This window comes from Micromonospora sp. HB375, assembly GCF_017872985.1.
In the GTDB taxonomy this organism is placed as follows: Bacteria; Actinomycetota; Actinomycetes; order Mycobacteriales; family Micromonosporaceae; genus Micromonospora; species Micromonospora chalcea.
Genome location: NZ_JAGGJO010000001.1, coordinates 3,396,762 through 3,411,413, shown reverse-complemented (window position 1 = coordinate 3,411,413; position 14,652 = coordinate 3,396,762). Strand labels below are relative to the sequence as shown.

Here is a 14,652-nt window from a genome sequence, read left to right as displayed (position 1 = left end):
AACGAAGGGCGAGGGGCGGGTGGGGTGGGGGGTCAGGGGGTGTGGGGGGTCAGGAGGTAGTCGCCGTCTTCTGGGCTCCAGCGCAGCTCGACCGCGCCGCCCGTCGCGGCCGCCTTGCAGAACTGCAGGAAGCTGCGATATCCGAGCTTCTTCTCGCTGAAGTCGGGCCGGGCGCGCCGGAGCTGGTCCTTCAGCCCGGACAGCGCCACCGCGCCGCCCTCGCCGGCCAGGTCCACCACCACTGATCGCAGCAGCCCGAACGCGACGTCGCGGTCGCCCTGTTCCGGAAGCGACACCTCCGGGTCGCCCTTCGCCGGCCCCGCCGCCAGCTCCACCACGTTGCGCGCGGCGAGGTGGCGCAGCAGCTCGCCGAAGGTACGGAAGCCGTAGTCGGACTCGCTGAACGTCGGGTCCTTGCGCAGCAGCGCGCGCTTGAGCGCGGACGCGGTCACGTCACCGCTGGAGCTGCCCTGCATGCCGGCCACCGTCTGTACGAGCTGGACGGCGAGCGTGTCGACGTCCCGGGCCCGCCCCTCCTCGGCCGCAGCGGCTTCCGGCGCGACCTCCGCCACCGGTTCCGCCACCGGCCCGGGCGGCGCCGTCCGGGCCGGACGCGACCGGCGGGCGGACGGCGGCGGCACGTCGACGCCTTCGAGGCGGTCGTAGTAGAGGAACTCGTCGCAGGCCGGCGGCAGCAACGCCGAGGTGGACTTCTCCACCCCCACACCGATCACCCGCTTGTTGAGTTCGCGCAGCTTGTGGACCAGCGGAGTGAAGTCGCTGTCGCCCGTGCAGATCACGAACGTGGAGATGTAGCCGCGTTCGAACGCCAGCTCGACCGCGTCCACCGCCATCTTGATGTCCGCGGCGTTCTTGCGGGAGGCGCCCATCCGCTGCGGGATCTCGATCAGCTCGACGTGCGACCGGGTGAGCATCCGCCGGTCCTCGTCGAAGTACGACCAGTCCGCGTACGCCCGGCGCACCACCACCCGCCCCCGCTCGGCGAGCGCGTCGGCGATCGGCCGGAAGTCGAACGCACCACCACCGTGGTGGTCGCGTACGCCCAGGGCCAGGTTCTCGTAGTCGAGGAACAGCGCGATCCGGTCTTCGTGATCCACACTGGCAGCCTAGCCCGGCCGGACCGCCGCGCCGGTCAGCGCCGCTCGTCGCGGTAGACGGTCTCGCGGCGGGCCAGCCGCTGGATCGCGTAGCTGCTGACCAGGAGCAGCAGCGCCAGCACCACCTCGACGCCGGCCACGGTGCCGCTGGCGACGGTGAGCCCGAGCAGCAGCAGGATGAGCCCGACGACGGCGAGCAGGCCCGCCAGCAGCATGCGGTTACGCCGTCGCGCCGACCGCTGCGCGTCGTCTGCGCTCACGCTGCCCGCCTCTCCCCGCCGGCCCCCTGTGCCGATCGTAGGCGCTCGTCACGGCCCCGGTGGCGGGTTGGCCCCCCCGGCACGGTCCCGGCGGCGAAAGCCACGCCGACACGGCCGGGCGGGCCGACAGCGCGAGGACACCGGCGGGTGGCCGACAACGCGCCCACCCGGCACGGCGGGCGGCACCGCACCGATGTGGCGCGGGGCCGGACGCTCAGGCGTCCGGCCCCGGTCACGGCGGTCAGTGGATCGGCAGCGCCATCGGCTGCTTGTCCTCGCCCGTCTCGCCGTCGAGCAGGTGCGACGGCTCACGCCGGCGCGGCAGGAAGGCGGCCGGGACGAAGGTGAGCAGCACCAGCCCGAACGCGACCCAGAACGTGGTCGAGAAGGCGCCCGCGGCGTAGTCGAGCCCCCGCTCGATGAGCGACGGCGGCACCGGGAACTGCTGGATCAGCTCGGGCCGCTGCTGTGCGGCGATGGCGAGCTGGGATTCGGTCAGCGGGGCGCCGGTGCCCGGGTCAGTCACGCCGGGGATGGGCCGCGAGCCGTTCAGCTCGCTGGTGAGGATGACCGACATGATCGCGGCGCCGATCGATCCGCCGATCTGCTGGAGGATGTTGACCAGCGTGGAGCCGCGCGCCACCTCGGCGGCGCTGAGCGTCTTCAGCGCCGAGGTCATGATCGGCATCATCGTGCCGCCCATGCCGAGGCCCATCACGAACAACGAGCCGCAGAGCAGCCAGTACGAGGTGTCGGTGCCGAGCTGCGTGAAGGTGAAGAACCCGGCCGCGATGAGCACCAGCGCGAAGGGCACCGTCCGGCCGACCGGCACCCGGTCGGCGAGCGTGCCCGCGATCGGCATGGTCAGCATGGCGCCGATGCCCTGCGGCGCGATCAGCAGGCCCGCGGCGAGCGTCGTCTCACCCCGCACCTGCAGGAAGTAGCTCGGGAACAGCAGGCCCGCGCCCATGAACGCGATGATGAACACGAACATGGTGATCGAGGCGATGGTGAGGTTGCGGTTGCGGAACAGCCGCAGGTCGAGCAACGGATGGCGGGGCCGGAACGAGTAGGCCACGAAGGCGACCACGAGCGCGCCGCCGGCCAGCATCGGCAGCCAGACCTTGGTGTCGGCGATCGTGCCGGTCTCGGGCAGCGTGGAGATGCCGTACAGGAACAGGGCCAGACCCGGCGACAGCATCAGCATGCCGAGGAAGTCGAACGCCTGGGACGGCTCGGCGTTGTCCTTCGGCAGCGCGAGCTGGGCGTAGATCAGCGCCACCACGCCGATCGGCAGGTTGATCAGGAAGATCCAGTGCCAGCTGGCGACGTCGATCAGCCAGCCGCCGAGGATCGGGCCGGTGATCGGGCCGAGCAGCATCGGGATGCCGAGCACTGCCATCAGGCGGCCGATGCGGTGCGGGCCGGCGGCCCGGGTCATGATCGTCATGCCGAGCGGCATGAGCATGCCGCCGCCGAGGCCCTGGACCACACGCCAGGCGATCAGCTCGCCGATCGAGTCGGCGGTGGCGCAGAGCCCGGAGCCGATGGTGAACAGCGCCAGCGCCACCATGTAGAGGCGTTTCGTGCCGAACCGGTCGGCGGCCCAGCCGCTGAGCGGGATCACCGTGGCCAGCGCGAGCGTGTAGCCCGTCATGGTCCACGCGACGCGCGCGTACGAGGCGTCGAACTCGCTCTGGAACGTCGGGAGCGCCACGCTGACGACTGTCACGTCGAGGATCGACATGATCGCGCCGAGCACGACGACGCCGGCCACCTTGAGCACCGCGGCGTCGAGCTTTGTCGACGTCGCGACGGGTTGCTGGGTCACTAACGGTCTCCTGGATCCGGTTCGGCTGCCGAAGGCGGTGGGGGTCGCCACGCACCGTCCGGGCGCGGGCGGAACGCGCGGCGGGGCGACGTCCGGCGGGAAGCCTAACCACGACCGGCGACAGACCGGGGCGGATTTTGCCGACGGACGAGGCGTCCCGGGCCTGCGCACGGCCGCACGGCGGGCCGGCGGCTCACGGAAAAGGGCGGTTGCGCGCCGATTCGTGAACCTCGGCGGGCCGGTGGGCGCGACGTCGACGTGACGAAGGTCATGGCGCGTCCGGGCAGCTCCGGGGCGTGCGGGCGCGCCGTTTCAGCCCATCCGGCCCATCAGTTCGATCTCCGCGGTCCGGGAGCGCTCGATCCGGCGGGCCAGCTCGCGTACCCGCTCGCTGGTGCCGGCGGCGACCTGGGCGCGGGCCAGGTCGGCCGCGGTGCGCTGGTGCCGGCTCAGCACGTCGACCAGCACGCGGTCGGCGTCGGCGGGCGCGGCGGCGCGCAGCCGGGCCAGTCCGGCGGCAGCGTCGCTGTGCCCGGAGTGGTCGTGCCGGGCGGCCGCGGCGGCGGCCGACGGCCCGGCGTCGCGCAGCCATTCGCGCATGGTGGCCAGTTCGTCGGTCTCGGTGGCCCGCACGGCGGCGATCAGCGTGCGGATCCGCGTATCGGTGGCGCGGTCGAGACCGAGCCGCACGATCTCCAGCGTCTGCTCGGTGTGGGCCACCATCATGGCCAGGAACAGCGCGTCGATCCCGCTGACCGTGGTGTCCGGGGCCGAGGCCGTGGCGGACGGGACCGGCGGGGACGGATCGGCCGCGGGCGGGCCGCCGCAACCGGCCAGGGTCAGCATCACGCCGAGCAGGGCCGCGGACGCGCGGCGGAGCCGGGGACCGGCCGGCTCCGCCGCGCGGGTACGCGGGCTCAGATCTGCTGCCACAGCGCCGGCACGTTCGGCGGCTCCCAGCCGGCGATGGCGGTGTGCGCCTGGCGGCAGCGGTAGCTGCGGCCGTCGTAGGTGACCGTGTCACCGACCTGGTACGCCCGTCCGGCCGTCCACGTGCCGCCCGGCGCCGGCGTGCTGGTCCGGGTGGGCGTGGGCGAGGGCGCGGGGGTGGTCGGCGCCGCCGTCGGCGTGGGCGACGGGGTCGGGTTGCCGCCACCGCCGCCGATCTGCAGGTCGACGCAGGAGTAGAAGGCGTTGGCGGTGTCGGAGATGTTCCAGATGGCGAGCAGTTTCTGCCGGCCGGAGAAGCCGCCGAGGTTGACCGTGTGCGACACGGTCGCGCCGGGCTGACGGCCACCGCCGTCGACCACGGCGACCCGGGTGCCACCGATCCAGTACTCCCAGTTGGCGGTGGCGTGGCGGGCGGTGTTGACCCAGGTGAACGTGACGGTGCTGCCGACCGAGGTGGCCGGCCAGTTGCGGCTGTCGTCGTTGAGGACCGCGAACTGGGCGATGCCGGCGTGGCAGCTGCGCAGGCCCTTGGGGCCCTCGACGCTCTGCGGCTCGTACTTGATCTGGCCGCAGTCGGGCACCCGGTTCTGCGCGCACAGCGCCTGGCGGCTGGGCGGTGAGGAGACGTAGCCGTGGGCCTGCGCGGGCGCGGCGAGCGCCAGCGTGCCGGTCACGGCGCCTGCGGTGAGCAGCGGGAGGGTGATTCTTCGACGCATGGTGGCAACTCCTTCGGGGGGAACGGAAGGTGCCCCGAACATAAATTAAACATTGTTAACAGTAAAGACTCCTGTCTATAAATTAAGCCCTGCACTCCCCGACGCCGGGCGTATGATCCTCGTCGATGGCTCGCCGCGCGGAGCCGATCGTCGTTCCTGGGCATCCCGCCGCCGCCAGGCGTCCGGGAGGACGACGCAGACCGGGCATCGCCTCGTCGTCCCACTCCCCGGAGGACACCCCCGCATGAGGAGAACCACCGCGTTCGCGGCCAGCCTGCTCCTGCTCGCCACCGCGCTCAGCACCGTCGGCGGACCGGTCGCCGCCGCCGACCCCACCGACCCGGTCACCGTCACCGTGAACACCCGCGCCGGGCTGGCCACGGTCCCGGAGACCGCGCTCGGCGTCAACCACGCCATCTGGGACTCGCAGCTCGGCAGCGCCGAGACGTCCGACCTGCTCAAGGCCGCGGGTGTGAAGATGCTGCGCTACCCCGGCGGCTCGTACGCCGACATCTACCACTGGGAGACGCACACCGCGCCCGGCGGCTACGTCGCGCCGAACACCGACTTCGACACGTTCATGGCCGGCGCCCGCCGCGTCGGCGCCCAGCCGATGATCATCGCGAACTACGGCACCGGCACGCCCGCCGAGGCCGCCGCCTGGGTCCGGTACGCCAACGTCACAAAGGGCTACGGCGCCAAGTGGTGGACCGTCGGGAACGAGAACTACGGCAACGGCCACTACGGCTCGGCCTGGGAGGCCGACGACCACCCGGACAAGAGCGCCGCCCAGTACGCGCGGCTGGTGGTCGAGTACGCCGACGCGATGAAGGCGGTCGACCCGAGCATCAAGGTCGGCGCGGTGCTCACCATGCCCGGCAACTGGCCGGACGGGATCACCGCCGGCTCCGACCCGGGCCCGTGGAACCAGACCGTGCTCTCCCTCGCCGGCCCGAAGATCGACTTCGTGGACGTGCACTGGTACCCGGGCGGCAACGCCGCCGACTCGCTGGCCCGGACCAACCACCTGCCCGACGCGGCCTGGCTGCTGCGCCAGCAGATCGCCAGGTACGCCGGCCCCGGCGCGGACCGGATCGGGATCAGCTTCACCGAGCTTAACGTGGACGCCGGCCGCACCACCGCGCCCGGCGCGCTGTTCCTGGCCGACGCCTACAGCGGCCTGCTGGAGCAGGGCGTCTTCACGGTGCAGTGGTGGAACGTGCACAACGGCATCGGCGCCGTCTCCGAGGTGGCCGGGCAGACCGACTACGGCGACTTCGGGATGCTGTCCAGCGGCAATTGCACCAGCGACGGTGAGGTGTGTCAGCCGGCGTTCAACACCCCGTTCGCGCCGTACCACGCGCTGTCCATGATGAACCTGTTCGCCCGGCCCGGTGACCAGCTCGTCCGCGCCGGGACCGACGAGCCGCTGGTCGCCGCGCACGCGGTCCGGCGGCCGGACGGCAGCGTCGCGGTCCTGCTGCTGAACAAGGACCCGGACAACGCCCACCCGGTGGCGCTCGACTACGCCGGTTTCACCCCGGCCGACGAGGCCCCGACAGTGCACACGCTCGCCAACGGCGCGACCGGGATCAGCACCGGCCGCTCGGGCAGCGCCACCGTGCGCACGCTGCCGCCGTACTCGCTGACCACGCTCGTGCTGCGACCGGCCGGCAGCTCGGCCGGGCGGCCCGGCGCCCCGGGCCGGCCGACGGCGGGCGCGGTGACCGACCGTGCGGCGACCATCTCCTGGCCGGCGGCCACGCCGGGCGCGTCCCCGATCGCCAAGTACGAGGTGCACCGGCAGTACGGCGCGGTGAGCGAGCAGCTCGGCGAGACCGCCGGCACGTCGCTCACGGTCGGCAACCTCGAACCGGGCGCCCGCTACACGGTCAACGTGCTCGCCCGGGACACCGCCGGGCGGGTCTCCTGGTCGTCCCCGCCGCTGACCTTCGCCACCGGCAGCCCCGCCGAGAGCTCCTGCGCGGTGCGGTTCAACGACGACAACGACTGGGGCAACGGGTACGTGGCGAACGTCGAGGTGATCAACACCGGCGCGAAGGCCATCGACGGCTGGACGCTGACCTGGACCTGGCCGACCGACTGGCAGCAGGTGAGCAGCGGGTGGAGCGCCACCTGGGACCAGCAGGGCCGCAACGTCCGGGTGACGCCCACCGCCGACAACCGGCGGCTCGCCGCCGACGGCGGGAGCACGACCGTCGGGTTCGTCGGCGCGTACAGCGGGCCGAACGTGCCGCCGGGCGCGTTCCGCCTCAACGGGACGGTCTGCACGCTGCGCTGACCGGCCCTCAGCCCCGCCCGGGAGGGCGCAGCCGCGCGTCGGCCGCCGCCGGGACCCGCGGGTTCCGGTGGTGGCCGGCGCGGCGCGGCGCCGGCACCACGTGCGGGCGCACCGGTCCGGCTGCCTCGACGAGCGCGGGCCGGTCCGGCGCGGGCCGGGGCAGCACGGCCAGGATCGCCACGAGCAGCGCGACCGAGACGAGCCCGTCGAGCCAGTAGTGGTTGCCGGTGACCACCACCACGAGCGCTGTCGCCAGGGGGTGGAGCAGCCAGAGCCAGCGGAGGCGTCCGGTGGTGACCGCCATCAGCGCCAGCGCGATCGCCAGCGCCCAGCCCACGTGCAACGACGGCATGGCCGCGTACTGGTTGCTGAGCTGGTCGGTGTCGGGCGGTCCGTAGACGCTCGGGCCGAACCGGGTGCCGGTGTCGACCAGACCGGTGAGCTCGGTCAGCCGGGGCGGCGCCAGCGGGACACACACGTGCAGCACCAGCGCCACCGCGGTCAGCGCCGCCAGGGCGCGCCGCAGCCGCAGGTAGTGGGCCGGGCGGCGCAGCCAGAGCCAGACCAGGCAGAGCACGGTGGCCGGGAAGTGGACGAAGGCGTAGTAGCTGTTCGCCAGCCGCATCAGGATCTCGTGCGACAGCAGCGGCCCCTGCACCGCCGCCTCGGCGGGCAGGCGCAGCAGCCGCTCCAGCCGCCAGATCCACTCGCCGTTGGCGAGCGCCACCTCGGCGTGGTCGGCCACCACCTGCCGGCCCGCCTTGTAGGCGAGGAAGAGCACGGCGACGAGCGCCAGCTCACGCGCGGCCCGCCGCCATGCGGCCAGGCGCGGCGGCGCGGCCCGCGTGATGTCCACGACTCCTCCTTCGGTGCCTCCCGGCACGGATCAGGGCCGCCGCCGGGGTCGGCGACGGCCCTGGGGGTACGGGCTCAGCGGCGGGCGCGTTCCTCCCGCCCGGCCGAGTCCACGCTCACCTCGTCGAAGGCGGGCGCGCCGTCGACGGCGTCCGCTCCCACCGCCACCGACCGGCCGGTGTCCGGCAGGTCGAGGCTGGAACGCAGGGTGACCGGGCGCAGCAGCAGCGCCGCCACGATACCCACCACCGCGATGGCGGCCGAGATCAGGAAGATGTGCCCCGTTGCGTCCCCGTACGCGGCCCGCACGATCTGCCGGACCGGCTCGGGCAGCGCGTCGAGGTTGAGCGTGCTGCCGCCGCCTCCGCCGGTGGTGGGGATGCCGGCCGCGGCGAGGTCGTGAGTGATCCGGTCGCTGACGCGGCGAGCGAGCACCGCGCCGAGCACCGACACGCCGATGGTGCCGCCGAGCGAGCGGAAGAACGCGACGCTGGCGCTGGCCGCGCCGATGTCCTTGAGAGCCACCGTGTTCTGCACCGCGAGCACCAGGTTCTGCATGGTCATGCCGACGCCGACGCCGACGATGAACATGGCGAGGCCGACGAAGACCAGCGACGTCTCGTGGTCGATGGTGCCGAGCATGGCGAACCCGACGACCAGCACGACCGCGCCGAACACGATGTACGGTTTGATCTTCCCGGTCGCTGTGATCATCCGGCCGGCCACGATCGAGGAGATCAACACGCCGACCATCATCGGGATGGTGAGCAGGCCGGCCTCGGTCGGGCTGTAGCCGCGGCCGATCTGGAAGTACTGGCCGAGGAAGACCGCGCCGCCGAACATCGCCATGCCGACCGCGAGGCTGCCCAGGATCGCCAGGGCGGTGGTGCGCTCGCGGACGATGTGCAGCGGCACCACCGGCTCGGCGGCCCGCGCCTCCACCCAGACCGCGAGCGCGAGCAGCAGCACCGCGCCGCCGACCATGGCCCCGGTCTGCCAGGAGGCCCAGGCGAACGAGTCGTCGACGAACGAGATCCAGATCAGCAGCACGCTGACGCCGGCGGCGATGAGCGTGGCGCCCAGATAGTCGATCTTGACGTTCTTCCGGCGCACGGTGGGCAGGTTCAGGGTGACCTGGAGCAGGAACAGCGCGACCACCGCGACCGGTACGCCGACGAAGAAGCACCAGCGCCAGCCGAGCCAGGAGGTGTCCACGATCAGGCCGCCCAGCAGCGGGCCGCCGACGGTGGCCAGCGCCATGACGCCGCCCAGGTAGCCGTTGTAGCGGCCCCGCTCACGCGGCGGGATCATGGCCGCGATGGCGACCTGGACCAGCGCCTGGAGACCGCCGACGCCGATGCCCTGGAACGCGCGGGCGGCGATGAGCTGCCCGGCGCTCTGCGCGAAGCCGGCCGCGATCGACCCGACCAGGAACACCACGATGGCGATCTGGATCAGCAGCTTCTTGTTGAACAGGTCGGCCAGCTTGCCCCAGATCGGGGTGGTCGCGGTCGCGGTGAGCAGGGTGGCGGTGACCACCCAGGTGTACTGCGTCTGCGATCCGTTCAGCGCTCCGATGATCTTCGGCAGGGCCGTCGAGACCACGGTGCTGCTCAGCATGGCCACGAAGAGCACGAGCAGCAGACCGCTGAGCGCCTCCAGCGTCTTCCGCTTGCTCATCGGGGCGGCCTCAGCCGTCACGGTGGGTGCGCTCATGCGCGCGTCCTCCAGATGTGTCGATGCGGGTTGGCCGCTTCGTTGCCTCAAGCAATCAACACTAAACCTTGCCCGTCGGGCAACTTTGCCCATTGAGAAATGGGTCACCTAGGCTTGTCGCATGGAGGAGTGCACCGGGCTGCGCGAGCGGAAGAAGGCGGCCACGCGGCAGGCGCTGCACGAGGCGGCGCTGTCGCTCGCCGTCGAGCACGGCCCCGACCGGATCACCGTCGAGGCGATCGCCGACGCCGCGAACGTCTCCCGGCGCACGTTCTCCAACTACTTCAGCGGCAAGGAGGAGGCCCTCTTCCACGGCGACACGCTGCGGCTGCGCCGGCTCCTCGCGCTGGTCGCGCAACAACCGGCGCAGCTGCCACCGTGGGCCGCGCTGACCCGGGCCGCCCTGGCCCAGGCCGAGGACGGTTACGACGACCCGGCCGAGCCCTGGCTCGACCGGCGCCGGCGACTGCACGGTCACCCGAGCCTGGCCGCCCACCAGGTCACCGCGTACGCGGCGCTGGAGCGGGAGATGGCCGCGGAGCTGGCCCGCCGGCTGACCGGACCGGACGCGGCGCTGCGGGCCCGGATCATCGCCGCGACGTTCCTCGCGTCCCTGCGGATCGCCGCCCACGAGTGGCTGGAGCGCCCCGGGCGCCCGTTGCGCGACGTGCTGCGCGACGTGCTCGCCCTCGCCGCCCCCACGGCGGGCTGAGCGCGCCGCTCCCCATCGGACCGGTGGAATGGCCGGCGAAAGCAGCACCCGGCCTGACCTGGGCTGACACACTCGCCCGGTGGGTGGCGACCGGTGGCGCAAAGGGCTCGGGCCGGCGACCGGCGTCGCCCCCGCCACCCGGGTCGACCGATTCGAGATCTTCTTCGACCTCGTCTTCGTGGTGTCCTTCTTCATCATCACGCGGGCCACCGCCGCCAACGTGACCCCCGGGGAACTGCTGCACGCGCTGCTGGTGCTCGCCGTGCTGTGGTGGTGCTGGGTGGTGCACAGCGCGGTGGCCGCCCGGCTGCGCCTCGGCGAGGGCTTCGTGCCGATCCTCATGGTGGTCGGCATGATCGCGCTGTTCACGTTCGCGCTCGCGCTGCCGCAGACGTTCGGCGACCTGGACAAGGGCAGCGCCGGGCCGATCCTGGTCACGATCAGCTACGTGGTGATCCGGGCCGTGCACACCGCGCTGTACTGGTACGCCACGCGCGACGACCCGCCGGCCCGCCGCAAGCTGCGGCTGTTCCTGCCCGAGGCGCTGGTCACCGCCACCCTGCTGCTGGTGGCGGCGCTGCTGCCGCCGCGCGTGTCCCCGGAGGTCGGCCCGTGGCTGCGCGACGGACTGTGGATCGCGGTGGTCGTCATCCAGTACAGCAGTGGCCTGCTGGCCGGCACCGACGGCTGGAAGATCACCTCGGCCGAGCACTGGACCGAGCGGTACGACCTGATCCTGATCATCGCGCTCGGCGAGTCGGTCATCTCGGTCGGCGTGGGCGGCAACCTGCTCGGCCAGCCGGTGACCTGGCCGGCGATCCCGGCGGCGATCTTCGGCATCCTGTTCACCGCCGCGCTCTGGTGGGCGCACTTCGACATGATCGGCCCGGCCGCCCGGATCGCGCTGCACGCCGCCCAGGGTTACGCGCGGGTGGCGCTTGCCCGCGACGCGTACGCCTACCTCTACCTGCCCATGATCGCCGGGGTGATCCTGTTCGCGATCGGCGCCGAGGAACTGGTCCGCATCGTCACCGACCCGGCCGGCGGCCCGATGGAGCGCGGCCACGGCCCGGCGGTGCCGCTGCTCTTCGGTGGCGTGCTCGTCTACTTCGCCGCGAACATGGCGTTCCAGTGGCGCGCGCTGCGGACGCTGTCCTGGACCCGGGTCGGCGCCGTGGTCCTGCTCGCCGTGGCGCTGCCGGTCGGGCGGCACCTGCCGGCGCTCGGCGCGCTGGGTCTGCTCACCGCGATCTGCGTGGCGCTCGTGGCGGCCGAGCTGGTGATCTTCGCCGATTCCCGGATCGCGTTGCGCCGGCTCATGCACGAGGAGAAGTCGAGCGCCGAGGAGAGCGAGGCCGCCTGGCGGGCCCGCTGGCACGACGGCGGCGACAGCGCCCCGCACCGACCTTGACACAGGCCCTAGAGTCTCCGCGTGATCGAGATCGTCACCGAGGTCGACCTGTTCCACCCGCCCGCCCGGACCTGGCGGGCGTTGACGGAACGCGCGCTGCTGGCCAAGTGGTTCACCGACAGCGCGCCCGGGTCCGACCGGTGGATCCTCGCCACCGCCGCGCTGCCGGGCTACGACACTGACACCGAGGTCGAGACCGTCGAGCTGCGCGCGCCGCACCGGCTGGTCGTCCGCTGCCGGGAGGCCGACCGGGCCACCCGCCTGGCCTGCGACCTGGCCCCCACCGCACACGGCACCCGGCTGTCCGTACGCGAGGTGCTCGAAGAGGGCGACTGGGACGCCGACGCCCGCGCCGAGCAGCACGAGCAGGCGGTCACCGGACGGCTGCCGGCCATTCTGGACTGGCTGGCGTTCCAGAACGTGGACCTGCGCCGGGCCGAGGGCGGGCTGACCGCCGAACTGCCTGTGGTCCGGCTGCTCGGCGACGAACCCCGCCGGCCCGGACGGCGCCGGGCGCTGCTCGCGGCGGGCGCGGTCACGCTGCTGGCCGCGGCAGCCGGAGCAACGGTATGGACCACCGGCGACGAGCCGCCCGCCCCGGCCGCGCCGGCCCCCACGACGTCACTCGTCATGCCGTCCACCGCGACGCCCTCCGCGCGCCCCACGACCGCGCGGCCCACGCCCAGCGCCAGCCGCCGCAGCGAGTCACCCTCGCCGACGCCGTCACCCACCCCCAGCCGTACGCCGAGCGCGACGCCCTCGACCGTGGCGGCGACGCCGCTGAGCGCCACCTACGAGACGGTGAACGACCGGATCTTCGGATACCGGGGCGAGGTGGTGCTGCGCAATCCCGGTCCGTCACCGCGTCCGGGCTGGACGGTCACCGTGACGCTGCACGAGGGCGCCACTGTGGGCAGTGTCAGCGGAGCCGAGGCCACCCAGGACGGCACAGTGGTCACCTTCACCGGGGGCGCGTTGCCAGGCGGCGAGTCCGCCACCATCCGCTTCGACGTACGCGACCCGGACCCCCAGCACGACGCCCCCGTCGCGTGCACCGCCGACAACACCCCCTGCACCCCCGCCTGACGCCCCCACCCTTCTCCCCCTCCCCCTTCCACCCCGTTGATCATGAAGTTGGGCCGCGGATTTGTCCGCATTAAGCAGGGTCAAGTTCATGATCGTCGCGTCCGGGGCGGGCGGGTGGGGGCCGCGCTGATTCGGTGGGTGCGGAAATGGGTTGTTGAGCGCATGGGAGCGCTCCCGTAACATCCCTGACGCGGCTGTTAACGCTCACAAAACAATCGCCACCGCCAATGCCAGAGCCGCCGCCCCCGCAGGAGGTCAATTCATGTCCAGATCCAGGTCAGTCAATGCCATATTGGCGTCGGCCGGCGCCGCGCTGCTCGCGTCGGCGTCGGTCGCCGTGGCGCAGTTGCCCGCCGGGGCCGCCGCCGCGGGCTGCTCCGTGAACTACGCGATCTCGTCGCAGTGGCAGGGCGGCTTCGGCGCCAACGTCACCATCACGAACCTCGGCGACCCGGTGTCGAGCTGGACGCTGACGTGGTCGTTCGGCGCCGGGCAGACGGTGACCCAGTCGTGGAACACGAGCCTGACCCAGAGCGGGTCCGCGGTCACCGCGCGCAACGTCGACTACAACGGGTCGATCCCGACGAACGGCAACACGTCGTTCGGCTTCAACGGCTCCTGGACCAGCAGCAACCCGGTGCCGACCAGCTTCGCGCTCAACGGCGTGACCTGCACCGGCGGCACCACGCCGACCGGCGGCCCGACCGGCTCACCCACCACCGCGCCACCCACCACGGCACCGCCGACCACGGCGCCGCCCACGACGCCGCCCCCGGGCAACACCTGCAGTCTCCCGTCGTCGTACCGGTGGTCCTCGACCGGCGCGCTGGCGCAGCCGCGGTCGGGCTGGGTGTCGTTGAAGGACTTCACGGTGGTGCCCTACAACGGGCAGCACCTGGTCTACGCGACGACGCACGACACCGGGTCGTCGTGGGGGTCGATGAACTTCGGTCTGTTCTCGAACTGGTCGCAGATGGCGTCGGCCAGCCAGAACGCGATGTCGTCGGGGACCGTGGCGCCGACGTTGTTCTACTTCGCGCCGCGCAACATCTGGGTCCTGGCGTACCAGTGGGGACCGACCGCGTTCTCCTACCGCACCTCCAACGACCCCACCAACCCGAACGGGTGGTCGTCGGCGCAGCCGCTGTTCACCGGCAGCATCTCCGGCTCCGGCACCGGCCCGATCGACCAGACGCTGATCGCCGACGACCAGAACATGTACCTGTTCTTCGCCGGTGACAACGGCAAGATCTACCGCTCCAGCATGCCGATCGGGAACTTCCCCGGCAGCTTCGGGTCGAACTACACCACGATCATGTCCGACAGCACGAACAACCTGTTCGAGGCCGTGCAGGTCTACAAGCTGCAGGGTCAGACCCGCTACCTGATGATCGTCGAGGCGATCGGCTCGCAGGGCCGCTACTTCCGCTCGTTCACCGCCACCAGCCTGAACGGCTCCTGGACCCCGCAGGCCGCCACCGAGTCCAACCCGTTCGCCGGCAAGGCCAACAGCGGCGCCACCTGGACCAACGACATCAGCCACGGTGAACTCATCCGCACCACCGCGGACCAGACCTTCACCGTCGACCCCTGCAACCTCCAACTGCTCTACCAGGGCCGCTCCCCCAACTCCGGCGGCGACTACGGCCTCCTGCCCTACCGCCCCGGACTGCTCACCCTCCAGCGCTGAGCCG

12 protein-coding genes are annotated in these 14,652 nt (G+C 72.3%); 5 read left to right on the top strand and 7 right to left on the bottom strand.

The window, feature by feature from the left end:
• Positions 1-32 precede the first annotated feature (32 nt).
• The 5 genes from J3R08_RS15635 to J3R08_RS15615 all read right to left on the bottom strand — a co-directional run bounded on the left by J3R08_RS15635 (position 33) and on the right by J3R08_RS15615 (position 4,876).
• Complete coding sequence (locus tag J3R08_RS15635) at positions 33-1,118, bottom strand: PIN domain-containing protein (protein WP_043324272.1); 1,086 nt, start codon at positions 1,116-1,118, stop codon at positions 33-35.
• Between the two features lie 35 nt (positions 1,119-1,153).
• The gene (locus J3R08_RS15630; RefSeq protein ID WP_064446063.1) at positions 1,154-1,378 is read right to left on the bottom strand and encodes a DUF3040 domain-containing protein; all 225 of its coding nucleotides are present in this window, start codon (positions 1,376-1,378) and stop codon (positions 1,154-1,156) included.
• A 241-nt stretch (positions 1,379-1,619) separates the two neighbouring features.
• A complete protein-coding gene (locus tag J3R08_RS15625; RefSeq protein WP_043324274.1) occupies positions 1,620-3,209 on the bottom strand; it encodes a DHA2 family efflux MFS transporter permease subunit in 1,590 nt (529 codons plus the stop codon).
• A 312-nt stretch (positions 3,210-3,521) separates the two neighbouring features.
• Positions 3,522-4,142 carry a DUF305 domain-containing protein gene (locus J3R08_RS15620; RefSeq protein WP_043324276.1) on the bottom strand — a complete coding sequence of 207 codons (621 nt, stop codon included), beginning with the start codon at positions 4,140-4,142 and terminating at the stop codon, positions 3,522-3,524.
• Positions 4,127-4,876 (bottom strand): lytic polysaccharide monooxygenase, encoded by a 750-nt coding sequence (locus J3R08_RS15615; RefSeq protein WP_043324278.1) that lies wholly within the window; start codon positions 4,874-4,876, stop codon positions 4,127-4,129. The genes J3R08_RS15620 and J3R08_RS15615 overlap by 16 nt, the downstream gene beginning before the upstream one ends.
• Before the next feature lie 244 nt (positions 4,877-5,120).
• On the opposite strand from J3R08_RS15615, the gene J3R08_RS15610 reads away from it, so the two are divergent.
• A complete protein-coding gene (locus tag J3R08_RS15610) occupies positions 5,121-7,178 on the top strand; it encodes a cellulose binding domain-containing protein (protein WP_209961733.1) in 2,058 nt (685 codons plus the stop codon).
• A gap of 7 nt (positions 7,179-7,185) precedes the next feature.
• On the opposite strand, the gene J3R08_RS15605 is transcribed toward J3R08_RS15610, so the two are convergent.
• The gene (locus tag J3R08_RS15605) at positions 7,186-8,034 is read right to left on the bottom strand and encodes a phosphatase PAP2 family protein (protein WP_064446065.1); all 849 of its coding nucleotides are present in this window, start codon (positions 8,032-8,034) and stop codon (positions 7,186-7,188) included.
• A gap of 74 nt (positions 8,035-8,108) precedes the next feature.
• Positions 8,109-9,749 (bottom strand): MDR family MFS transporter, encoded by a 1,641-nt coding sequence (locus J3R08_RS15600; protein WP_064446066.1) that lies wholly within the window; start codon positions 9,747-9,749, stop codon positions 8,109-8,111.
• A gap of 121 nt (positions 9,750-9,870) precedes the next feature.
• On the opposite strand from J3R08_RS15600, the gene J3R08_RS15595 reads away from it, so the two are divergent.
• From J3R08_RS15595 to J3R08_RS15580, 4 genes are all read left to right on the top strand, one after another.
• Positions 9,871-10,461: a TetR/AcrR family transcriptional regulator gene (locus tag J3R08_RS15595; protein WP_064446067.1), complete on the top strand. Its 591-nt coding sequence runs from the start codon at positions 9,871-9,873 to the stop codon at positions 10,459-10,461.
• A 79-nt stretch (positions 10,462-10,540) separates the two neighbouring features.
• The gene (locus J3R08_RS15590; protein WP_209961731.1) at positions 10,541-11,872 is read left to right on the top strand and encodes a low temperature requirement protein A; all 1,332 of its coding nucleotides are present in this window, start codon (positions 10,541-10,543) and stop codon (positions 11,870-11,872) included.
• A 21-nt stretch (positions 11,873-11,893) separates the two neighbouring features.
• A complete protein-coding gene (locus tag J3R08_RS15585) occupies positions 11,894-12,958 on the top strand; it encodes an SRPBCC domain-containing protein (RefSeq protein WP_064446069.1) in 1,065 nt (354 codons plus the stop codon).
• 262 nt (positions 12,959-13,220) lie between these two features.
• On the top strand, positions 13,221-14,648 hold the full coding sequence (locus J3R08_RS15580) for a non-reducing end alpha-L-arabinofuranosidase family hydrolase (protein WP_209961729.1): 1,428 nt from the start codon (positions 13,221-13,223) through the stop codon (positions 14,646-14,648).
• Positions 14,649-14,652 lie beyond the last annotated feature (4 nt).